The sequence below is a fragment of the Mycobacterium vicinigordonae genome (assembly GCF_013466425.1).
GTDB classification, from domain to species: Bacteria; Actinomycetota; Actinomycetes; order Mycobacteriales; family Mycobacteriaceae; genus Mycobacterium; species Mycobacterium vicinigordonae.
In genome coordinates this window covers 4,608,290-4,631,297 of record NZ_CP059165.1, presented here as the reverse complement: position 1 = coordinate 4,631,297, position 23,008 = coordinate 4,608,290, and the positions used below count along the sequence as shown (strand labels likewise).

General features: G+C 63.1%; 19 protein-coding genes. 9 read left to right on the top strand and 10 right to left on the bottom strand.

Translation table 11 applies throughout. The annotated features are described in order from the left end of the window. Window position 1: 1 nt before the first annotated feature. From H0P51_RS20710 to H0P51_RS20670, 9 genes are all read right to left on the bottom strand, one after another. The gene (locus H0P51_RS20710; protein ID WP_246398113.1) at window positions 2-499 is read right to left on the bottom strand and encodes a M15 family metallopeptidase; all 498 of its coding nucleotides are present in this window, start codon (window positions 497-499) and stop codon (window positions 2-4) included. A gap of 87 nt (window positions 500-586) precedes the next feature. Beyond that, window positions 587-1,267, bottom strand: a complete 681-nt coding sequence (locus H0P51_RS20705) for a thioesterase II family protein (protein ID WP_180914753.1) — start codon at window positions 1,265-1,267, stop codon at window positions 587-589. Between the two features lie 129 nt (window positions 1,268-1,396). After that, window positions 1,397-1,924 (bottom strand): hypothetical protein, encoded by a 528-nt coding sequence (locus H0P51_RS20700; RefSeq protein WP_180914752.1) that lies wholly within the window; start codon window positions 1,922-1,924, stop codon window positions 1,397-1,399. Window positions 1,925-1,927: 3 nt separating this feature from the next. Continuing rightward, window positions 1,928-3,085, bottom strand: a complete 1,158-nt coding sequence (locus H0P51_RS20695; RefSeq protein ID WP_180914751.1) for a TFIIB-type zinc ribbon-containing protein — start codon at window positions 3,083-3,085, stop codon at window positions 1,928-1,930. 275 nt (window positions 3,086-3,360) lie between these two features. Continuing rightward, window positions 3,361-4,542 (bottom strand): SPFH domain-containing protein, encoded by a 1,182-nt coding sequence (locus H0P51_RS20690; protein ID WP_180914750.1) that lies wholly within the window; start codon window positions 4,540-4,542, stop codon window positions 3,361-3,363. Between the two features lie 197 nt (window positions 4,543-4,739). Beyond that, window positions 4,740-5,735 (bottom strand): alpha/beta fold hydrolase, encoded by a 996-nt coding sequence (locus H0P51_RS20685; RefSeq protein WP_180914749.1) that lies wholly within the window; start codon window positions 5,733-5,735, stop codon window positions 4,740-4,742. A gap of 110 nt (window positions 5,736-5,845) precedes the next feature. Next, window positions 5,846-6,289, bottom strand: a complete 444-nt coding sequence (locus H0P51_RS20680) for a hypothetical protein (protein WP_180914748.1) — start codon at window positions 6,287-6,289, stop codon at window positions 5,846-5,848. Window positions 6,290-6,478: 189 nt separating this feature from the next. Continuing rightward, window positions 6,479-7,327 (bottom strand): alpha/beta fold hydrolase, encoded by an 849-nt coding sequence (locus tag H0P51_RS20675; protein WP_180914747.1) that lies wholly within the window; start codon window positions 7,325-7,327, stop codon window positions 6,479-6,481. Further along, window positions 7,324-8,061 (bottom strand): DUF998 domain-containing protein, encoded by a 738-nt coding sequence (locus H0P51_RS20670; RefSeq protein WP_180914746.1) that lies wholly within the window; start codon window positions 8,059-8,061, stop codon window positions 7,324-7,326. Before H0P51_RS20670 ends, H0P51_RS20675 begins: the two co-directional genes overlap by 4 nt. A 487-nt stretch (window positions 8,062-8,548) precedes the next feature. On the opposite strand from H0P51_RS20670, the gene H0P51_RS20665 reads away from it, so the two are divergent. From H0P51_RS20665 to H0P51_RS20650, 4 genes are all read left to right on the top strand, one after another. Next, a complete protein-coding gene (locus tag H0P51_RS20665; RefSeq protein ID WP_180914745.1) occupies window positions 8,549-10,072 on the top strand; it encodes an FAD-dependent monooxygenase in 1,524 nt (507 codons plus the stop codon). A 342-nt stretch (window positions 10,073-10,414) separates the two neighbouring features. Continuing rightward, window positions 10,415-11,503, top strand: a complete 1,089-nt coding sequence (locus tag H0P51_RS20660) for an alpha/beta hydrolase (RefSeq protein WP_246398112.1) — start codon at window positions 10,415-10,417, stop codon at window positions 11,501-11,503. Continuing rightward, the gene (locus H0P51_RS20655; RefSeq protein WP_180914744.1) at window positions 11,500-12,753 is read left to right on the top strand and encodes a CaiB/BaiF CoA transferase family protein; all 1,254 of its coding nucleotides are present in this window, start codon (window positions 11,500-11,502) and stop codon (window positions 12,751-12,753) included. Before H0P51_RS20660 ends, H0P51_RS20655 begins: the two co-directional genes overlap by 4 nt. 36 nt (window positions 12,754-12,789) lie before the next feature. Beyond that, the gene (locus H0P51_RS20650) at window positions 12,790-13,749 is read left to right on the top strand and encodes a hydroxymethylglutaryl-CoA lyase (protein WP_180914743.1); all 960 of its coding nucleotides are present in this window, start codon (window positions 12,790-12,792) and stop codon (window positions 13,747-13,749) included. Here the strand turns inward: H0P51_RS20650 and H0P51_RS20645 are convergent. Next, window positions 13,715-14,392, bottom strand: coding sequence for a TetR/AcrR family transcriptional regulator (locus tag H0P51_RS20645; protein ID WP_180914742.1), 678 nt, complete (start codon window positions 14,390-14,392; stop codon window positions 13,715-13,717). The genes H0P51_RS20650 and H0P51_RS20645 overlap by 35 nt on opposite strands. A 287-nt stretch (window positions 14,393-14,679) precedes the next feature. Here H0P51_RS20645 and H0P51_RS20640 point away from each other — a divergent pair, with 287 nt between their 5' ends. From H0P51_RS20640 to H0P51_RS20620, 5 genes are all read left to right on the top strand, one after another. Beyond that, window positions 14,680-16,386, top strand: a complete 1,707-nt coding sequence (locus tag H0P51_RS20640) for an AMP-binding protein (protein WP_180914741.1) — start codon at window positions 14,680-14,682, stop codon at window positions 16,384-16,386. Beyond that, entirely contained in the window at window positions 16,383-17,573 is a 1,191-nt protein-coding gene (locus H0P51_RS20635) for a thiolase family protein (protein WP_180914740.1), read from the top strand. Before H0P51_RS20640 ends, H0P51_RS20635 begins: the two co-directional genes overlap by 4 nt. A gap of 86 nt (window positions 17,574-17,659) precedes the next feature. Beyond that, window positions 17,660-19,762: a hydantoinase/oxoprolinase family protein gene (locus tag H0P51_RS20630; RefSeq protein ID WP_180914739.1), complete on the top strand. Its 2,103-nt coding sequence runs from the start codon at window positions 17,660-17,662 to the stop codon at window positions 19,760-19,762. A gap of 9 nt (window positions 19,763-19,771) precedes the next feature. Continuing rightward, the gene (locus H0P51_RS20625; protein WP_180914738.1) at window positions 19,772-22,051 is read left to right on the top strand and encodes a hydantoinase B/oxoprolinase family protein; all 2,280 of its coding nucleotides are present in this window, start codon (window positions 19,772-19,774) and stop codon (window positions 22,049-22,051) included. 94 nt (window positions 22,052-22,145) lie between these two features. Further along, window positions 22,146-22,925, top strand: coding sequence for a maleate cis-trans isomerase family protein (locus tag H0P51_RS20620; RefSeq protein ID WP_180914737.1), 780 nt, complete (start codon window positions 22,146-22,148; stop codon window positions 22,923-22,925). The last annotated feature ends 83 nt before the right edge of the window (window positions 22,926-23,008 follow it).

Sequence of the window (23,008 nt, the reverse complement as noted above, 5' to 3'; positions counted from 1 at the left end):
TTCAACCGGCGGCGTTGGGCCGCAGCGGCGGGCAGACGCCGCCGTAGTCGGAGGCCAGCTCGAAATGCCAGATCTCGTTGGCATAGATCTGGCATAACCCCAAGGCCGGGCCGTTGCCGATGAGCCAGTTGTCGGCCGCGGCGGGCCCGACATCGACGGCCTTGCCGAGCACGTGCTTGGAGGTCTGGGGTGAGGCGACGTACTGACTGGCGATCGCGGCGCTGCCGTAGGTGGCGACGGCGTCGTCGAACAGCTGCTGCTGATACTCCGGTGAGCGCCAGCCGGAGTTGAGCCCGACCGTGATGCCCTGGGCAGCGGCGGCCCGGGTAGCGCGCTGCAGCGCGTCCAATAGTGCGGGGTCGAGCCGGCTCACCGTGGGGTAGGACAGGTCGAAGGGGCTGAGTCGCTGGTCATCTCCGGGGGCGGCCGCGGCCGTCGCCGGTGTGCAAACGCCGAGCAACAGCAACGCTGCCGCCGCGATGAGCCACTTCCGCGTCATTGTTGTAGCGGTGACTTCGTATCGTCGAAGTCCAGGTTGGCCGGCACTGTGCATCGGCCCAGTCTCGCAAAGGCGGCACGCGCCGCGTTACGCGGCCGCAAGCGTCGACATCAGCGGTCGCAGCGACTCGAACAACGGCTTGCGGTCGCGGAGGTAGAAGTGACCGCCGCGCAGCATCTGCAGCGAGAAGTCGGCGCGGGTCCGGGACCGCCATTCGCGCAGTTCCGATTCCTTGACGATCGGGTCCTCGCTGCCACCGAAGACGTGGATCGGGCAGGACAGCTCGGGGGTGTCGCTCTCCACGTCGGTCATCAGCAGCTTGAGGTCGTGTCGGGTGATCGTGAGTGCCTGCGCGTGCAGGGACGGCCAGCGGGTCAGTTCGGCAGGCATCAAACCCATCTCGGCGAGAAATTCCGCGAGCTGCTTGTTGTCGAGCTGGTCCACCACGTGCAAGGGCAGCTGAAGGTGGGGTGGTGCGTAAGCCGAGAGGAACACCGCCCGTGGCTGCTCGGCGCCGGCCGCGGCGCGCACACATGCCAGGCGGTATGCCAGCAGGGCGCCGAAGCTGTGGCCGAAGAACATGTGCGGATCGTCGAGCAGGGAGCCCAGTTGTGCGATCACCTCGTCGACCAGGTCGCGCATGGTGGCGAAGCGTTCGCGGTTGGGGATCTCGACCGGAACCACCTCGACGGTGGGCTGCAGTGCCTTGACCCATGCTTTGAATGCCAACCCGCCGCCGCCGGCGTGGTGGAAGCAGAACATCCTCATGGTGATCGCCCTTCCGCATCTCGTGGCTTGTGACAATCACGATCACGCAGTGGGCTTGTTGGATCCTGCACGGATTCTTGAAGGATTCTTGTCGCGGCGCAGGTCCCGGGGGACACAGCGCAGCCCTGGTTACTCGTATTGCGGGTTTTGGTTCGGCGGCGGCTGCTGCAGTTGCACGGTGACGTCGAGCTGGTTTTGCACGGCAGCAAGATCTGCTTCGAGGGCGGCGGTATCGGGCTTTGTCGCCGCCGTCGCGTAGCGCCCGACCGCGGCCTCGATGGTTTCGACGGTGCGGGTGATCGATTGCAGCAACTCGTCTCGTTGGGCCGGCGTGAGCTGGGCGACTGTGATGAGCTGGTTGTCGACGGTGAGCGCCGTCTGTTCCAGGTCGGCGCGCAGCACCACCGTGGAGCCGGTGTCGAACGCATTTGCCGCGTGCAGGGCGGTCATCGCGTCTCGCAGGCGGCGGTGCAGGCGCGCCTCGGGGTCGTGTGATCGGGCCCAGGCCCGGGGGGCGGCGGTCGGTCGGCCGGGGATCAGCTGATTGTCCCGGGTGATGGCTCGTTGTTGGTTGTGATTGACGATGGCCACGACGGCGACCGTCGCACCCACGACGGCGACGATGAGCGCCGCAATCACCAGCAGGGCGATTTCCATCGGCTACCTCCGCTGCCTGGTGTGGTGTGACGAGCCCGAATGATGGCCGTGGGAACGCAGATAGACGAAGATCGCGATCACCAATATCGCCACCAGGACCGCGATGGTGATCGCGATCGCCAGCTTGACCTTGCTCCACGGTCGGTCGCCGGCCACTTCGCCGGTGAGCCCATTGATGCACACCTGAAACGGCTTGTCGCTGTACATGATCGTCAACAACCACAACGGGAGCAGAATGTGCTTGAATCCCAGGTAATTCCACGTTGTGCGGAGTCCATGAATCCGTTGGCGGTCGCCGCCGATGTCGGAGCGCACGGTGCGTTCCACGGCGTTCTCCATCTCCTGCTTTGCCTCAGGTAGCGCCTGTTCGGCGTCCTTGTCGTAGGTACGGCACAGATGGCCGGCGACGTACTCCGGCGAGAACGCCCTGGCTTGTTCGATCGGCCACGGCTCCAGGGATTTGATTCGCTTGCGGTTGAGGTTCTCGCTGTCGTTGGCCAGGACGGGCAGGTCGACGAAGTTGTTGTGGACCTGTCCGGAGACCCGGTACCAGTTCGTCCGGGTTTCGTAGATCGCGTTGCCGTCGTCGTCGGTGCCGACTCGAACCCGGTGATCTTCTCCGCGTTCGCCCTCGTATTGCGTGTCCGTGTCAGCGTCGTAGCTGAAATATGCGGTGTAGAGGCTGGAAAAGGCGCCGATTTCCCGATACTTCTTGAAGTCGTTTGGTGCGAACCAACGTTTGGTGACCCATTTTTCGATGAGCTGGCGGGCCTGCTTTTCGTCAATGCGGAACGGGAGCAGTCCATCCACCGGCAGCCGGGCGGGTGCGTTGTGCACGTCGTCGCGCTGAATCGGCGTCGCACAGTACGGACATTTCGTTGCCGTTAAGCTGCCCGCAAACTCTGTTGTGCCACCGCAGTTTTGGCAGGCGACCTCGCGCATGCCGGAGACGTTGGGTCCTTGTTGACGCTGCTGCATCTCCCTGAGTTGCTGCATCGCGGTACGCAATTCGCGTGATCGGACCGGCGTGTTGGGCGCGGTGATCTCCGAATAGTTGCCGCAGCTCGGGCATCTCAACTTCTGGCTGGCGATATCGAAGTTGAGCTGGCCGCCACACGCTGCGCAGGGGTAGGTGCGCGTGCGCTCAGTCTGGTGGAACATCGCCGGACCGGCCGCCTGTCCTGCGAACGCGTGGACGCGCGGCGGGGGTGGGGGGCCGGTCGGACGCGGCATAGGCGGCGGGCCGGCAGGTGGCCGGGGCAGCGGTGGCGGTCCGGTCTGTGGACGCGGCAGCGGAGGCGGGCCGGTCGGTGCCAGAGGAGGGGGACCCGCCTGCGGCCGCGGCAGCGGCGGCGGTCCGGTCTGTGGACGCGGCAGCGGAGGCGGTTGCGGCGGCGGTGGACCCTGGTAGCGACTGGAGTCGCCTGGTGGGTAGTTCATTGCTGCGGAAGCGGCGGAGGCGTGCCGGGCAGCGGCGGCGGCGCGCTGAACAGGTGTGCAAGCGCCGGGACCGTCGCGGCTGGCGCCCAGCCGGCCATGCCTTCGGTCCACACCACGGTGTCACGGGTGAGCTGACCACTAGCGACGAATGGCTGCAGCGCGCTCAGCGGGTAGGGGCCGGCCGGCTGGCCGGCCTGCTCGAAGTGGAACTGTTGCTGTGTCGGCAAGGGTGGCGGCGCCGCCTGCGCGGGGCCTCCCTGCCCCATGAAGTGTTGTGGTTGTTGCGGTTGGGCGTAGCCGCCCTGGGCCGCACCGGCCATCTGGCTGCCCAGCGCGACCCCAAGTCCGGCCTGGATCGCTGCTCCGGCAGCGCCCCCGCCCTCGTTTTGCGCGGCGGCCAACATCGCATCGGCGCGGCGAGCCTGCGCGTAGCGGTCGAGGTCGCCGACGTTGTTCAGGAAGCTGCTCTCCTCGAGCCCCCGCGCCACACCGCGGGTCATCGCCTGCTGAATCTCCTCCGGCAACGAGATGGTCATGGTGACGGCATCGATGCCGAGGCCGAAGGCTTGGACTCGCTGCGCGACGAACTCACGCAGCTTGTCCGACAATTCCACCTGGCGGCCCTGCAGGTCGATGGCGCCCAGACCGCTGCCCATCACCATGTCGTTGAACGCAAGCGCGATATTGCGACGGATCAGCTCGGTGATCTGGTCCATGTCGACCACGCTCTGGGTGCCCAGCACCTGGCGCAGGAAGACGGTCGGATCGGTGACCCGCACCACGGTGGTGCCGTTGGCGCGCACCTGCACCATCTTGAAGTCCGGGTCGCGTACCGTCACCGGTTGCGGTGTGCCCCAACGCAAATCAGGATAGGGGCGGGTGTTGACGTAATAGACTTCGGATCGGAACGGGCTGTTGAAACCGTACTTCCAACCCTGCAGAGTGCCCAGAATCGGCATGTTCTCGGTCGTCAGCCGATAGTGGCCGGGAGTGAACTGATCGGCCAACTGCCCCCGGTAGACGAACATCGCGCGCTGGCCCTCGCGGACAATTAGCTGCGCACCGTTCTTGATTTCGTTGTCGTAGCGCGGGAACCGCCACGCCAGAGTCGTGTTGGTGTCGTCGAGCCATTCGATGATGTCGACGAACTCGCCCCGGATCATGTCTCGCATGCCCATGCTTTATGTCCCCTCCTCGGCAGTACCCTGCCAAAACATCGGGCATCGCCCAGCGAGCTCGATCTGCGGTTTTACCGGCGAATCATACGCGGCGGGTTTGCCCGCGATATGGCTTTGGCGTAGTCGGATTGCGTCTATTCGGTGTGCTGACATGACTGTGATGCGTGCCTCCATCTTGTGTTGGGAAAATGCAGCGGCTACGCCAAGTCCGACGCGCTGTCGGTCGGCTCGTAGTCGGCATATTGACGTTCGCCGGTCTTGAGTGCCTGTCGGATGACTTGGGGGTCGGAGTCGAAAGCCTCGGTTGAGTCGATGAACTCCTCGACGATTTGCACGAAACGGTCCGGGTGGTCGCCGTGGGGCATGTGGCCGGACTTCTCGAAGATCTCGAGCCGCGATCCGGGGATCTGCTGGTGGGCCAGCCGGGCGTGGCTCACCGGGATGATCAGGTCGTCCTCGCCCCAGATGATCTGTACCGGAAGGTCGTGCATCAAGTAGGTGCGGTCCAGCATCGTGACGTACTGGCCGCGGGTGTCGACCACCCCGCGCAGGGTGCGGGCGAAGGCTTCCACGGCGCCTGGTTTGCGCAAGCCGTTGATAAGGCGCGGCAGGCTCGACACGTCACGGGTGAATCTTGTTGAACCCACGACGTTTCCGATCGCGCGGCTGGCCAGTTGCAGCGCTGGGACAGCGCCGGGCAAGCGCAGGACCGAGAGCGCCTCGGCTCCCATCGGCATGGCGGCAACGCGCAGCGCGGCGCTGACGTCCTTGGTCACGCCGCCGGCGCTGACCAGCACGACGCGCTCGACGAATTGTGGGTACTGGTAGGCGAACTGCGCGGCGATGCCGCCGCCCAGGGAATGCCCGACCAGGGTGACGCGCTCGATGTCTAGTGCGGTCAGGAGGTCGCGCAGGCCGTTGGCGAACGACGCCAGCGAGTAGTCGGCGCGTGGCTTGTCGGACTCGCCGTGGCCTAACAGGTCGGGGGCGATGACGGTGAAGCGCTGGGCGAGCTTGGCGTGCACGGGTTCCCACGTGGTGGAGCTGTCGCCGACACCGTGCAGCAGCACGACGACCGGGCCGGAGCCGGCGATCCGGAAGGCGCGGCGGTGGCCGTGGATGGTGCGGTATTGCAGCGACGGAGCGGTGATGTCCCGGACGGGCCGCAGGTGGCGGTGCGATCGGTTCGACATGGCGCTCTCCTTCTCCCTGTGCGATTTCCACCGCCTTGAGCGGGTGTTAGGGAGAAGCTTGCGGGTGAGCGCTTGGAGAATTCTTGGCGCAGCCGAGGCCGGGTCTGTCGTCAGCCGATTTTTGTGAGAGTGAAGCTCTGGTGTGGATCAGCTATTCCACACGGCGCGGGAGTGTTGAGGAAGTCGACTTGGCCGACGAGCCGGCGCGGGTCCCATGATTGGCGCACGGTGACGGGCCAGTCGCCGCCGCCGAGGATGTCCACGCCGAGCTGGTAGGTCGGGCAACTCACGCCGTCTGGGACGACTCGAGTAACGGTGGGACGGCCGTTGATCACGGGTGCGGCGAAACCATGTCCCGGTGAGGTTGTGACGTTTGCGACGCAGTCCGGCGCGCAGGTGGTGTTGATCGTCCACGTAGCGGCGCTGCCGTCCTCTTCCTGGTAGGCGTAGACGCCCTCCATGATCGGGCCGTCGGCTCTGGCGAGTGGTGCTTGCATCCCGCAAAGGGCCAAGCACAATATCGAAATCCCGGCCACTCGCAAGTCGAGCTTCATGACGCCACCTCGCGCGTAGGAATCATTCACTACGGGCAATATAGTCGAAGTGTATCGGCGAAACGCCAGCGTATCGGCATAACCAGGGATTTCATAGCGGATTCCAAGAGACTCGACGGGTTCCGAAAAGTGCTTCTGAATGTTTTTGTTCAGCCTGCGTGGAAATATGCTCGGACGGTCGGCGGGTGCTCAGCGGGCCAGCGCGCGGATGATCCCCGCGGTGCGCTGCGGCTGTTCGACCATGACCAGGTGCCCGGCGGGTGCGATGGTGACGTGCTCGGCGCCCAGCGCCTCGGCCAACCTGATCTGTCGGCCACGCCAGCCGAGCGAGCGCCAACCCGTGTGAGCCGTCGCCACCACACACCGCACGGGTGGCAACGGATTGGTGGTCCGTAGTGCGCGCAGCTCGGCCCCGAGCTGGGGGTAGGCGACGTATTCAGCGAGGACCGCGCGCGCGATTCCCGGTTCGGTTGCGGCGATGCTCAGCTGTGAGCGCATCGGGCTGTCGAGCCCGCCGGGGCGTCGTCGCTGCACCAGCGAGAGCGCCGCCCGGGCCAGCGGTGTCCGAAGGTGCGATGCGTCCAGCAGCCTCGTCGCCACGCCGACGGCAGCGAGCTTGGGCCGCAATGGAAGTCGCGCCTTGCTTGTGGCGATGCTGGAGTCCAGTAGCAACAATGCGTGGGTGCGGTCCGGGTGCAGGCGGGCGAACCCCTCGGCGTAGAACCCGCCCACCGAATGTCCCACCACGACGGCTTTCTCGCCGCTTTGCCGGGGTCCAGTGATGGCCTCGAGTACGGCGGCGATTCGGTCGGCCTCGCCCCGGACCGTCGGATGCCAGTGCAGGACGCGGGTGCGCGGTGTTCCGGGTCTGTCGAAGCGGACGACGGTGTGATCGGTTTTCAGGTCTTCGACGGTGTCGGTCCAGTGCAGCGCGCGACCGCCGAGTCCGCTGCAGAGCACCACGACCAGACCGGTGTTGCCGTCGACGAGGACTCGCACGCGATAGTCGCCGATTTCGACATCGACGTGCCGGGTCATGGATGTCGGACGGATGGGGTGCGCGCCGTGCGCAAGGCGACATAGATCAGCCAGCCGGCGAAGGCGACCAATTCAGCCCGCTGCGCGATGCCGATCACGCCCACGTGGTCGGTCTCGTCGATGATGATCGCGACGCCGGTCAAGCTCGCCGTTCCCACCAGCGCTGCCAGCATGAAGGTCCCGAGGTGGCGCACCAGCGCCTCGGTATCGGCCCGACGGTCTGCTATTACGAAGGCCAGCAACGACGCGATCGCGGCGGCCAGGCCCATTCCGCTGCTGAGCCAGTGCAGCTGATGGCCGATCGGCACGGTGCCGGAGGCTTCGCGGGCTTTGCACCCGGCATCCGAGCTCGGCGCGCACACCAATCGCCATACGGTGCTGTCCAGTAGTGTCGCGAGCGCGAAGACGCCCAGTGCCCACCAACCTGTGCGCGCCCATCTGCAGCTCCGAACGCCGATCAAGGCGGCGGCCGCGGCGAAGAGCAATATGACGGCCGAGGCTTGGTCTCCGCCACGAAACCACCCGCCGTGCGGTTGGTCGGGGGCCGAGAGTTCGCTGATGTAGAGGTCAGGGTCAGGCAACGTGCGGGTGTAGAAGATCTCGAGCAGCCAGTTCGAATACAGCACGGCGCCGGCGATCAGACCAATGACGGCGACCCAGCGCAGCATCGGCAGCAACGCGCGAGGCTCCGGATTCGGGTCTTCCACCAGGTCGGGCGGTGGCTGCACTGCCATCAATCCATCATGCCGCCTGGGCCCGGTGGGGTGACGGTCTTCGGTGCTGTTGGGCGCGCCGTGCCGGTGACGAACCTTGATGGGGTCATCGCCTGCGCAGATTGCGACAACCACCGCATACGGCACAGGCCCCCGGCCACAAGCAGAGCGAGGCGTTTGTGAACCGACGTGCCTCTGCAGCACGTACCCGCCGCGTACGTGTCGGTGAGCACCCCATTTGCGCACCCACTTATACGTCAATATTCTGACTTGCGTGTCGACTCCACGTGCTGCCATCCCTTCTGGCTGGGTGCCGCGCCAGATGGGGTTGCATGGCGCCAATTGATCGGGCACCGACGTGGCCGGATGCGATCGAGATTGACGTATACGTCGATAGTTTGACAGTATCGTCTACATGGACCTGAATGTGGCGGTGATCGGTGGTGGACCCGGGGGGCTGTTCGTATCGCGTCTGTTGGCGCTTCGCCACCCCACGTGGTCGATCTCGGTGCATGACCGGCTGGATCTCGATGGCACGCTGGGCTTCGGTGTGGGGCTTTCCGGCGCAGCATTAGAGGTGCTTGGAGTTCACGATCCAGAGACGCGTGAGTTACTCGAAGAGCATGCGCTGCGGTTCCACGAAGCCAGCTTCTGTCTTCCGCGGGGCACTTATCGGCTGCCGGGATTCAGCAGCGGTATCGCGATCTCCCGCCCCGAATTGCGTCGGCTCCTGTGTGATCAGGCTACTAAAGCCGGCGTGGTGGTAGAAAATGGCCGAGCTGCCGACGTCGACGAATTTCGCGGCTCGGCCGACTTGATAATCGCCGCCGACGGGGTCTCGAGCCCGACACGCGACCGATATGCCGCGCAGTTCGGTGCAAGAGTCATCGAAGGGAGGGGCGTGTATTTGTGGTGCGGCGCCGACCTCGAGTTGCCGGGCGCAATATTCGCCCCGGTGGCTACCGAGCATGGAGTTTTTACGACACATGCATATCCCTACGCCACCGGCCGCTCGGCGTTTGTCATCGAGTCGACTGAAGAGACGCTGAGAAACGCAGGCTTGGACCATGTTTCGCCAACTGTGGACGATGATGTCTACTCGATCGAATACTTGTCGAATGCTTTCGCCGACCTGCTGGATGGGCAGATGCTGCACGGGAACCGCTCTAAATGGTTCCACTTCCGTACTGTCTTCTGCGAAACCTGGACCCACGAGAACATCGCACTGCTTGGTGATGCTGCCGCAACCGCCGACCCTTCGCTGGGGTCAGGCACCAAACTGACCTTGGACTCTGCTATAGCGCTCGCCGACGCACTTAATGCGTGGCCGCACAGGGAAATCCGCGATTGCCTCGAAAGATACGATGCCTTCCGTAGGCCTGCTGTGACGGCCTTTCAGGAGTTAGCACTTCGCAGTCAGCGTTGGTGGGACACTTTTCCGCGACGGTTGCATCTCGAGGGTGAACGGCTCGCCGTGGCATATCTGACGCGCGGCGGCCACGTGTCTTTGGACGCCGCCTTGGCTAGAAGCGGCGACCTCATCCGACCCGCGGTCGCGAGCTGGGCACAAGTGGACAGCTCGGATCTTCCCGAGGCCGGGCTTGCACAGTGGATCGTCAATCGGCCCTTCCGGTGGAGGTCGGAAACATTTGCCTCGCAGATACTTTCACGCCGCGATGTATTGGCGATGTTTAGCGGGCGCCGTCCGGAAACGATCGTGGTCGACGTCGATGATCCGTGGGGTGAGATTGCTGATGCACTCGTCGCTGAAGCCAGGCGCGCTCTTGGCGACGGGACCGACTGTGTCGTGCTGACAGGTGAACGCGACCGGTGTGCTGTGCTCAACAGGCTGCATGTCGCCGAGCGAATGCGTATGGAACTCGGATGCCTCGTCGCCATCGATGCGGGCGCCGAGGACATCGAAGACGTCGCCGCGGGGCTGGTCGCAGGCCGCATCGACTTCGCCTGCACGTTGTCGGTCGAGGAACATCCTGGCGCGGCAGCGACCGAACTGGCCGACACCATTGCCTGATCAGTTGGTGGACGAACGCTAAGCGGCGCTTGGGACGTGAGAGTCAAACGTGCAGCTGCGCTGCAAATTTAGTGGTCAAACCCGCTGAAGCAGTAGCGCAAAACGTGGAAGGAAGATGAATTGAGCAGCAATCACAACTCCCCACTGCGATCGAGCACGAAGATAACTGGGGCGGCGACTCCTGCCGTAACGCCTCAACGGTTGGGCGAAGGACGCACTATCACCGCGGCCAAGTACCCCGACGCCACTGTAGAGAGAGTGCATCAACTCCAGACCGCGGACGGAGCACAGCTTCAAGGTGTGCTGCGCACGATCCCCGACGCTCGAACTGTGGTCTGCCTCATGCATCCACGAGCCGATGTCACTCACCATGCCCTGGTCCCGCTCCTGCTACGTACCGGCGTTGCGGTGTGGACCCAGCAGCCTCGCTCGGTGAACAACGACATCTCCTTGGTTCACGAGCAGACCCTGCTCGACGTCGCGGCCGGAAATGAGTTTCTGCGGGACTGCGGCTTTGAATCCGTTGTCGCCCTTGGGCATTCCGGCGGTGGCACCCTCTATGCCTTCTACAGCGAGCAGGCTGGTCTTCCTCCTGAACAGCGCATCGCCAAGACGCCGTCGGGCCGGCCAATCAACCTTGCCGAGGCAAGCATGCCGGAGTTCGATGGCATCGTTTTCTGGGCGCCCCACCCCGGACAGGGTCAACTCCTGCTGCGCTGCATCGACCCTTCCGTCACCGACGAGTCCGATCCGCTATCAATCGACCCCGACCTCTATGCCTTCAACCCAGCCAACGGATTCATCGAGCCGCCCCAATCATCGACCTACGCTGCGGATTTCATCGAGCGTTATACGCATGCCCAGCATGAACGAGTCGCACGGATCGACGAGGTGGCCCGCCAGTACGTCGCAGAAGCGATAGCCGCCCGCCAGGCTTTCGCGCAAAGCTCTGATCCCCTCGACCGCCGGCGCGCATTGGTGCCAAGGATCATTACCGTCTATCGGACCGACGCGGACTTGAGAACCGTGGACCTGTCCCTAGACCCCAACGACCGCCCTTATGGTTCGGTGTTCGGCCGTCGTCCCGACTTGATCAATCACGGGATGGTGGGCTTTGGACGGTTGTGCACGCCGGACTCGTGGTTGTCTACGTGGTCTGGGCTGAGCTCCAACGCCGATTTCGTGCGGTGTGCGCCAGGGGTGCGGATTCCAGCGCTGTTTGTGGAGCTTACCGGCGATCAGGCGGCATTCCCGAGCGTGTCGGCCCGGATGCGTGACGCGTTGGGATCGATGGACATGACTAACCGCCGGGTGCGTGGCACCCATTTCGGCGGCGCCATCAATCCCGGCGAGCCGCTGGGGAGCGACTTGACTGCCGAAGTGGTCGCAGAATGGCTCAACGAACGCTTCGCTCTCGTGCCGCCCGCATGAGCATCAACGGTGCGGGCGGGCCTCGTGAGGCGGTTCATTGGCCGTTGGCAGGCTATCGGGTCTTGGAACTTGGCAACTTCATCGCCGCGCCGACTGCAGGTCGGCTGTTGGCCGATTTCGGTGCTGAGGTAATCAAAGTGGAGCGGCCCGGAGTGGGCGACGAAATTCGCAAATGGCGTTTGTATCGCGGTGACACGTCGATGCTCTATCGCACGATCAACCGCAACAAGAAGTCGATCACCCTCGACCTGCGCAGCACCCCTGGCCGGCAAACCGCACTCAGCTTGATTGGGCACTGTGACGCGGTCATCGAGAACTTCCGGCCCGGAACCCTTGAGAAGTGGGGGATGGGACCAGACGTACTAGCCGAGGCTAATCCCGACCTCATCCTGACCCGGGTGTCGGCTTTCGGGCAGACCGGGCCGCTGCGCGAGCGGCCGGGGTTCGCCGCTGTCGCGGAGGCAATGGGGGGGTTGCGTGCGCTGGTCGGAGAGCCCGATCACCCACCGTCTCGGGTTGGCGTCTCGATTGGTGACACTATCGCCGGGTTGTATGCCGCTTTCGGCACGGTGATGCAGTTGCTGGCCCGTCAATCTGCACAGGGAAGTACCGAATCCCCTTTAGCCAAGCCATGTTTTCGGGAGGTCGATGTCGCTCTCAATGAAGCGGTGTACTCCGTGATGGAATCTCTCGTCCCTGATTACGACGCCTACGGGGTGCTGCGTAATCGTGCGGGGGGCCGAATCGAAGGCATCGCTCCCTCGAATGCATATGTGTGTCTGGATGGCGACACCGTCGTCATCGCCGGAAACGGCGACGCCATCTTCCGGCGATTCATGAAAGTCATAGGTCGCCCAGATCTCGCCGGCGATCCAAGGCTAGTGACCAACAGCGATCGCTGGAACTATCGTGACGAGCTCGACGATGCGATCGCTGCGTGGGTCTCGTCCCGAAGACGTGCGGAGGTACTCGCATGCCTCGACGACGCCGGGGTCCCTGCTGGCCCCGTCTATAGCGCCGCCGACCTCGCGACTGATAAACAGCTGTTGGCGCGCAATATGATTCAGTACTTCGAGGTCGATACCGGCAACGCAGAATCTGCCCGCGTCGCTTTTCCCGGTGTGGTGCCTGTGCTCAATGAATGTTCCCTGCCGATCCGCCATGTCGGGCCAGAGCTGGGCCAGGATACCGCCGAGGTGCTGAGTGGTGTGCTCGGTATGTCCGCGGAGGAAATAGAACAACTGTGCTGACAGACAGTGCTCTCAACTGCTGGAAAGAGCGGGTCAATGGGCGATAAACCGGAGATCGATATTAGAGAAGTCGGGCTGCGTGACGGACTGCAGCTAGAGTCCGCGATACCGCTGCGCGACAAGGTCGCGCTACTGGAGGCACTGGCAGCCACAGGAGTCGGGCGGATTGAAGCCACGTCATTTGTATCACCGAAAGCTGTTCCGGCGCTGGCTGATGCCGCCGAGCTCGCGGCCGAATTGCAGCACTGGCCGGAGATCGAATTTACCGCGCTCGTTGCCGGGAGTGGCGGTGCGCGCCGAGCCCTGGCTGCGGGGATGCACCGGCTGGAGTACGTCATTTCTGTCACCGACGGCCATAGCCTCGCCAACGTTGGGCGCAGGACCGAAGAGTCAGTCGCGTTGATCTCAGACATCGCCACTATGTGCCGCAGCGAGGGGGGTGTCCTCGAGGTAATTCTGGCGACGGCATGGGACTGCCCGTTCGAGGGTCGCACCGAGTCACATCGCGTACTGGACGTCGCGACTCGCGCAGCTGCCGCGGGTGCGACCAGGCTCTGTCTGGCCGATACCATCGGGACTGCATCACCTGGACGCGTTGTCGACCTGGTTACTGCGGTGCGCAACGTGGTCGCCGGACTCGACATCGGGGTACACCTCCACAACACCCGCGGAGCAGGACTGGCGTGTGCGTGGGCCGCGTGGCAGGCGGGTGTGCGTAGTTTCGACGCTTCCTTCGGCGGATTGGGCGGGTGCCCCTTCGCGCCCGGCGCCAGCGGGAACATTGCTACAGAAGAGCTGACGTATATGTTCGAGGAGTCCGGCATCGCGACAGGGATCTCGCTAGGCGCGCTACTCGATGCGGTCGATCTGCTATCGCAGTTACTCGGTAAAACATTACCCAGCAATCTTTTCCGCGCATACCAAAGTAACTCGGTGCAGCGTTGCAGCAACAGCGGCACCGTCAGGAGCCGCTCGAGGGGCTTCCCTTCAGCATGACCGCCAGTGCGGCGAGCTCTTCCTGGGCAGCACCGATGACGTCCAGTGGTGTCCTGGATCCTGCAGGCGAGGAGCGTGATTCAAGGCCGCGCACCGCCAGTTCACCGAAGACGTTAGCGATCTCATCGAGATCGTGGGTGCTGCTATGGACCCAGAACGCCGTCCAATTCCACATGCCGAGCAACGCCAGAGCTGCCTCACGAGCCGGCACGGGGCGAAACTCGCCGGAGCGCTGGCCTTCTTCGATGAGTGCAATCAAGACTTCTAAGACTTTGCGGCGCGTCTCGCGGTGCGCGTGCGCGATGTCGTCTGGCATCGCTGATTCACTGTGCAACAACAAGCGGAAGCGGGCGGGATTGGCGATGATGAGCTGCGTCATGCCCACCGCGATCCGGCGTAGCCGCTCGGGGGCCGACGATCGAGCTTTGATCTCTTCGGAAACAACCGCGTAGCCGGCGTCGGTCACATCGTGCACAACGCGACTGAGCAGCTCTTCCTTGCTGGCAACGTAGTAGTAGACAGCGGTGCGACTCACCCCGATCGCCTGGGCGATATCCGACAGAGTCGTACCGCCGTAGCCCTTCTCGGCGAAGAGCCGTGCCGCGGCATCGAAGATCTGGCTTTCGACTGTGTCTCTGCGCATCCTGGAGCGTCCGTTGGTGGTCGACTTTGCTCTCTGCGGCCGCTGAGAAGTGCCAGTCCGCGCCCTCCCGGCGCCTGTCATGCCTGCCATGACAGTCGACTGTACCGGCTAAGGCTACGTTTACTGTCACAGCAGACGAACTATTGACATATATGTCGAGTTTCGGGCACCATCAGTGACGTGAGGCACAGGGGCGGGCTGTGTATGGGCCAGCCCGGAGGTCTGCTGCGCAACATACGTCACCCGTGTCAAGACCCTCTCGACGAGCAAGGGAGAAGCTGCCGAGTATGAAAGTCGACCGTTGGCGAGACGACATTCCTGCTCTGTCGCAGGCGGTCGCTGACCGTTACCGGGCATCTGGGGTGTGGGCCCAGTGCTCCATCGGGGAGCAGCTGCACCGCAGCGCGACCATGCACGCGGACGCGACCGCCGTGATCGGGCCCGACGGTCTGCTGACATACCGTGGTTTGGACGAGCACACCGATCGGATCGGTGCCGGCCTTGCGCAAGCCGGCATCGAGCCTGGCGACGCGATTTTGCTGCAGGTCGACAACTCCATGGAAGCGATTTTGGCGTGGTACGGCGTCATCAAATCCGGAGCGATCCCCGTGGCTACCCTGGCGGTGCACCGCGCCCATGAGATCGCCAAGATCGGTGACATCGTCGAAGCCCGCGCGCACATCGTCGACGCTTCCTATGAGAAATACGACCTGTTGTCCTTCGCGAAGCGCATGTCGGCAACGAGCAGCACCCCCCGGTTACTGCTGACGATCCGCTCCGCAGCACGGTCGAGCGAGGCGACCGCAGTCGCATCACTCGGAGCCGGTCTCTCGGCATCACAAGCACGCCGGATCGTCGAAAACATCGCGGCGGCAACACATGGGGATGATGTTGCGGTGTTTCAGCTCTCGGGCGGGACCACCTCAACGCCGAAGGTCATCCCCCGAACTCACGATGATTACTGGTACAACGCGGCAAGCTATGCCCAGGCACTGGGATGGGACAGTCGTGCCCGGGTCATGCATTTCCTGCCGATCGTGCACAACGCTGGCATAGTGCTCGGCGTCCATGCCGCGCACTCGGTTGGCGCCGCGATCGTCCTCTCGGGGCCCCAAGCCGACCAACTGCTGCCCGCGATGGCGGCGGCACGCGCCACCGACGTGCTCACCTACCCGTCGTTGGCGCTCGAATGGCGCGGTCATCCCGCCTTCGCAGCGGCCACCAAACATCTTGAGCGCGTTGTCCTTACCGGTGCGAAGGTTACAGAAGAAGCTTTTAACTTATTTGAAGACAAGGGAATTCGCGCACTTGGACTCTATGGGGCCACTGAAGGGCTGGTTATGGTCACCCGGCCGCAGGCCCCCCGGGCTTTTCGCTTTCAGGCATTGGGCACACCGTTGTCGAGTTTCGACGTGATCCGAGTACTCCAACCGGGCGCCGAGACTGAGGTTCCTGACGGCGTCCCCGGCGAGCTTTGCTACTGCGGTCCGACGACCCTACGTGGATACCTTAAGGCGCCCGACCGAAACGCCGAGGCATTTACCTCCGACGGGTTTATCCGTAGCGGAGACTTGGTGGCGCGGCGAACCATCGACGGTGCGGTTACCTACACCTTCGAGGGACGGATCAAAGACCTAGTCAACCGTGGGGGCGAGAAGGTGAACGCCGCAGAGATCGAAGGGCTCATCGCACAGGTCCCCGGTGTGGCTCGCGCGGCGCTCGTTGCTGTGCCGGATCCGCGTCTTGGCGAACGCGGGTGTTTGTGTCTGCAGATGGTCGACGGGGCCAGTCCGATCACGCTTGCCGATATCACGCAGTTCTTGGCTGCCCGCGAGGTCGCCAAGTTCAAATGGCCGGAACGTCTTGAGACCTACGCCGCATTGCCGACCACCCCTAGCGGCAAAGTCGACAAGCGTCAACTCGCCAGTGACTTGTCGACGGGCGCTCCAACAGGGGACGCCGTGCGGTCGACAATGAAGGAAAGCATCGCGTGAAGGGGCGCTCAGGTGGCGATGTCGTTATCGTCGAAGCAGTTCGGACCGGTATCGGCAAAGGTCACGCCGACAAAGGACAGTACCGCGAGCTGACGCCACAAGAGCTGCTCGGCCGAGTTTATCGAGGGGTTCTGGACCGCAGCGGGGTTAACCCTTCGATGGTCGACGACGTTATCGCAGGCTGTGTGCAGCAAATTGGAGAACAGGGCTGCAATGTCGCTCGCAACGGGTGGTTGCACGAAGGGCTACCCGTGGAGGTACCGGCAACGACGATCGACCGGCAATGCGGGTCGGGCCAAACCGCGTTCAACACTGCTGCGGCGATGATCGCCGCCGGAATCCAGGACATCGCGATTGCAGGCGGAGTTGAGCACATGGGCCGTGTGCCCTTCGCCGCCGGCATTCGCGCCCAAGAGGAGTTCGGCCGCGCGATCACAATGCCGATGCAAAAGCGCTACGGATTGACGGACACGTACACGCTCACGGGGCAAGGTGCTGCCGCCGAACGCATCGCCGAAGAATGGGCGCTGTCTCGCGTAGAGATGGATGAGCTTGCGCTGCGCTCTCACCAGTTAGCGCATCAGAGCACTCTTGCCGGCAACTTCGCGCGAGAGATCATCGCGGTCCACGTGGGTCAGAGCGAGATCGTCACAGACCAAGGAATCCGGGCCGAGGCCAATATGGCGTCAATCTCTGCGCTGCCGCCGGTCTTTCGGCCCGACGGGCTGGTGACCGCCGCGACGTCGTCGCAAGTCTCTGACGGAGCTGCCGCCGCTTTGTTGATGAGTCGAGAGCGCGCCAGCGAACTCGGGATGCGGTCACGGGCACGAGTTCTCGACCATCTCACTATCGGCGTTGACCCACAAATGATGCTTCACGGCCCGATACCGGCCACCCAGAAGATCCTGGAGCGCAACAAATTGACCATCGACGACATTGATGCCATCGAAATCAACGAGGCGTTCGCCGCGGTCGTAGCGGCGTGGATGCACGAGGTCAAACCCGATCCTGATCGAGTCAATCCGCGCGGCGGGGCAATGGCGCTTGGGCATCCACTGGGAGCCTCCGGCACGCGACTGATCACCACGTTGCTGCACTTTCTCGAAGACGAAGATAGGGAATTCGGCCTCGTCACTATGTGCTGCGGCGGTGGCCTAGGAACAGCCACACTTATTCAACGACTGTGACGAAACACCGTGCGGAAAAGTCAATCCATACCGCCTTTAACAAGGAACGCATCCTTGTGTAGGGCCGACGCAGAAAGTACATGCTCATGAGCTACGTCATTGGGATCGATGTGGGCGGAACGTTCACCGACGCCGTCGCCGCCGACCAATACGGCAACATCGTCGGGGCAAAGACAGCATCGACTCCCGAGAATTATGCTCATGGAGTCCTGAACGCGGTCGCCGCGCTTGCCGACGAATTGGGCATCGCGGAGCGACAACTGCTGGAAAACACTGCGTACGTCGCCCACGGCACGACGGCCAGCATCAATGCCTTAGTGACCGGCAATGTTGACCCTGTTGGATTTATCACTACAAAGGGTCACGGCGATTCAATCGCGATCATGAATGTGGAGGGCCGGTACTTGGGGCTTTCCGCACACGAGGCCCAGGACATCGCCTTCACTCGCAAACCGCAGCCGTTAGTGCCGAAAAATCATGTATTCGAGGTGACCGAGAGGATTGACCAAGCCGGCCGCATCGTGGTTCCGCTCAACGAGGACGAGGTCCGCGACGCGGTGCATCAGCTCAAGGCCGACGGAATTGGTGCGATTGCTGTTTCTCTTTTGTGGTCCTTCCACAATCCAATCCATGAGCGTCGAATTCGCGAGATTGTTCGTGACATCACCCCAGAGATGTTCGTCGCAATTTCTAGTGACATCTCACCGCGAATCCGCGAATTCCCGCGTAACGCCACCACGATCATGAGCACACAGCTCGGACCGGCCCTGCGTAGGTATCTCGAACCACTCAGCGCAGAACTCCTCGAGCGAGGGTTGGCTGGGCCGCTGCTGATCATGCAAAGCTCCGGCGGTACCGTCTCAGCTACCGAAGCGCCAGAGACCGCGATCACCACGATCGGTTCGGTCTTAAGCGGTGGCGTCGTGGGCGCAAGCCGGCTGGCTCAACAGCTAGGACACTCCAATGTAGTCACAGCCGACGTTGGCGGCACCACCTTCCTGGTCGGCATGATCGTCGATGGTGACCCGATTCGGTCGTCAACCACCATCATTAATCAACACCCCATCAACGTGCCGACAATCAAGGTCGACGTCATCGGCTCAGGTGGCGGGGCGATCGCCTGGATCGACGCCGGCGGCAATCTGCGGGTAGGCCCGCAAAGCGCTGCAGCGGTGCCCGGCCCAGCCGCCTACGGCGCGGGAGGTACCGAGCCCACCGTCACCGATGCTGATTTGGTTCTGGGAATTGTGAACCCCGACTATTTCATCGGCGGCCGCCGCAAACTCCACGTCGATCTCGCCAAGAAGGCCCTGCTAGAAAAGATCGGACACCCGCTGCGCCTCAGCGCCGAGCAGGCTGCCGCCGCGATATACGAGGTACAGAATCAACAGACCGCGGACCTGGCCCGCAAGGTCGTAATCGAAACCGGCCATGACCCAAGAGAATTCGTGGTGTACGCCTTCGGGGGCGCCGGGCCCATCCATGCGTCGGCCTTCACTGCCGAGTTGGGAGCTAAGAGTCTGATCGTTCCTCTCGGTGCAGCCGCGTCAGGGTTCTCCGCTTTTGGGCTGGCAGCCTCTGACGTGATGGTGACCGCGGAATGTTCCAACCCCGCCCCGTTCCCGTTGGATCCGGTTCTGGTGCGGGACAACTATCACCGGCTCGAGGCGCAAGTAAGCGATGCGCTGCAGCGCCAAGGCGTGGAATATTCTTCGGTGCAGCTAGTCCGATCCTTTGATGCGCGCTATACCGCGCAGATGTTTGAGGTCAGCGCTCTAGCCCCCGACGGAATGATCGACGAAGCAGCTGTTGCACTGATGGCCGCCAACTTCGATCAGCGGTACACCGAAATATACGGTGAAGGTTCGGCCCTGACAGAGGTCGGCATCCAGATGATCACCTACCGCGTGCGCGGGACCGGGCAATTATCCTTCCGGCCGCGTCCCGTCAAGCACGAAGCCGCATCCAACCCCGACGCCAGCAACGCGATCAAAGAGCGTCGACCGGTCTTTCTCTCGGTTCACCGCGGCTTTGAGGAAACCGCTATTTACGACTACCGATTATTGCGCGCCGGGCACGTGCTACCCGGCCCTGCCGTCGTCGAAGTACCGACCACCACCGTGACAATCCCCGGCGGCCACGAGGCCGTCGTCGATACCTACGGCAACATCACGATAACTTTCAACTAGGAATCACTAATGAATAAGCCACTTTTGATGCCGGTTCCAGGTTCGGAGCGCTTCGCCAGCAGGCCGCTGCCGCTCGGCGAGCTGCGCGGCCGGATCGATCCGTCGCTTCGCCTTCATGAGATTTCCTCCACCGCACTCGATGACCTGGATCCACTCACCTATGAGGTGATCCGACACCGAATTTGGTCAATCACAGACGAGATGGGCGAGACCCTCAAGAAGATGTCTGGATCGCAGGGCGTGACCGAGGCCAACGACTTCGACTTCGCCATCTGCGACGAGCTAGGCCAGGAAGTGCAGGTCGGTCTCTACAACACCGGTTTGGTCGCCTCGATGGATCTAGCTATCTACTGGATACTGCAGCACCGGAGTGCCAATTCGGGGATTCGGCCCGGAGACATGTTCCTCACCAACGATCCGTGGGTCGGTGGCGGTCTGCATCAAAACGACACCTCAATCATCGCACCGATTTTCATCGGAGAGGAGTTGTTCGCCTGGACCTCGGCGGTGTGCCATCAGATCGACGTCGGTGGAGCTAAGCCGGGCTCGGCGAATTTGACCGCCACCGACGTGTTCAGCGAAGCCGTACCGACACCGCCGATCCGGCTGGTGCGCGGCGGAGAAATCCAAGACGACGTCTTGGACAACTTCGCTCGCAGGTCCCGTAGCCCGATGCACATCCACCTGGACATCAGGGCGAAAGTCAGTGCTAACAAGGTCGGCCAGCGCAGACTGTCCGACCTCGTTAGCCGCTACGGCCCTACCACCGTGAAAGCGGTCATGAAGCGCATGATGGACGACGCCGAGGGTCGGCTGCGGGCACGGCTCACCTCAATCCCTGACGGCTCCTGGAGCAGCGTGGGTTACATGGAGCAATCCGAAGTCGGCGACCGCGGGCTGCACAAGATCTGCCTCACTCTGACCAAGAACGGCAGCGACATGACCTTCGACTTCACCGGAACAGATCCGCAGGTCGGCATGATCAACTGCCCGTACTCCGGGATGCGCGCCGGCATCATGTTCGCGCTGCTGCCGGTACTGGCAGGTGACATCCCCTGGTCGGTAGGCGGTTTCATGCGCTGCTTGAAGTTGATCAGCGAAGAAGGCACGATCAACAATGCCAGCTACCCCGCGGCGGTGGGATGGGCGCCGATCAGCGCGGCCTGGGCCACCTCCAACTTGGTCGCTGAGTGCCTTGGCCGCATGCTTGATACCTCCGTGGAACTGCGCCCCAGAGTGCAGGCGTGCTGTACCGGATCGTTTGACATCGTGACCCTGGCCGGTATCGACCAGCGCGGATTACCTTCAGTGTCAATGCTGTTCGACATGATGGCCGGCGGATACGGAGCGCACGCCACAAGCGACGGCGGCGACACGGCCGGGATTATGCCGATCCCGATGGGTCGCGCCCCCGACGTCGAAATGCAGGAATACCTTTCGCCCTATCTGGTGTTGTGGCGGCGCGAGGAACCCGACTCAGGTGGTGCCGGTGAGCATCGCGGGGGGGTGTCAATCTCGACATGCCTGATCCCGCACGGCACCCCGGCTCCAATGTCGGCGGCGTTCTCCGGCAACGGCAAGGCGCGCGCGGAGAGCGCCGGCCTGGCGGGCGGGCTGCCCGGCGGGGTTGCCCACGACATCGTCGTACAGGAGGCGCACGTCGCCGAGCTGTTCGCCAACGGAGTCATCCCGTCAACAATTGATGAGCTAGGCGGAACCCCAATTCCTGTGCCCAATCGAGCGGAAATGATCCTGGGCCTTACTGATGTGATGTTCGTCCACGCCGCCGGCGGCGGCGGCTACGGAGATCCGCTGCTGCGCCGGCCCGAGGCTGTCGCACATGATGTCGGGAATGGGAAGGTAACCAGGCGGGCCGCCGAGAAGGTCTACGGTGTGTTGATCAACGACGACGGTTATGTTAATGAGCCCGGAACACTCAACCGGCGCAACCAGATCCGCATCGAACGTGTCGGCCCCGGCTACTCACTGCCAGCCGAAGAGCCTCTGACAGAGGGCAACCCAATCAGCGTGAGCCTCATCGTGATCGGTGACACACCAGAGGTCACCTGCCGCTGGTGCGGCCATACCTTGGGCGGGTTCGGATCGGATCTCACCGAGCATGTCGCGATCCGCGAGCAGGCAGCTATCGATGCGATTCCAGGTACGTGGGCCGACTGCTCGGCCTACGTCGATGAGGAGATCGTTTACCGAACCTATTGCTGTCCTCGCTGCGCGACCCAGCTGCACTGCGAGGTGACGCCCGTCCGTCAGCCGGCGGCGATGCCGTGACACGCGGGCAAGCACTGTGCTCTCACCCTGAGATGTGTCCTCAGCATCGACTTCCGTCGATTGGGTCGTCTCGGCATCGTTCGTGCCGCTACCGATGCCAGTGATCAGAGTCGGTGTGGTGCTGCCGAGTTCCAACGTAACCATCGAAGCCGAGCTGGCGACACTGTTGGCTAGACAGCCAGATGCCACGTTCAGTTTTCACTCCAGCAGAATGCGAATGCCGCGGGTCTCGGCCGCCGGACTAATCGCGATGAGCGCACAGCGGGATCGCTGCATCATTGAGATTGCCGATGCACACCCGGACGTCGTGCTCTACGCCAACGTTGCGGCCCTCACGTCAGCCGGTCCCGCCGAACACCGGCGCGTTGAAAGCCTCATCGCTGAACAACTATCTCTGGGAGGCTCACAAGCGAAGGTTCGAACCAGCGTCGGGGCCCTCGTCGAGGCGCTTAATGCATTGAACGCCAGACGAATTGCACTGGTGCTGCCTTACACAGGTTCCTTAGCCGCGACGGTGATCGAATGCCTTCAGTCCGAATGGTTCGAGGTAGTCGACTGGGCAGCGTTGGGTGTCGAGGACTACGGCGCAATCGCCGAGATCCGCCAGGATCAAATCATTGATGCGGCTAGGTCGTTAAATCTTTCTGACGTAGACGCTCTGGTGATTTCGGTCAGCTCGCAGATGCCCTCGCTGACATTGGTGCAGCGACTCGAAACCGAGTGCGGCATCGCGGTGGTCTCCGCTGCTACCGCCGCGAGTTACGCGATCCTCAAAGCATGCAACTTGCCAGTGAACATTGGCGGTGCGGGATCTCTCCTGCAACGGGACAAATCGTCCACTTTCCCAAGCCGTGATGCCCGGCCCGGCCGGTAGAACCTGATCGGCGGCCGGGTTTAAGTCTAATCCCCCAGTCCTGCAGCGGCGCTCCACTTAGCGACAAGGGTACGGGACCGTGC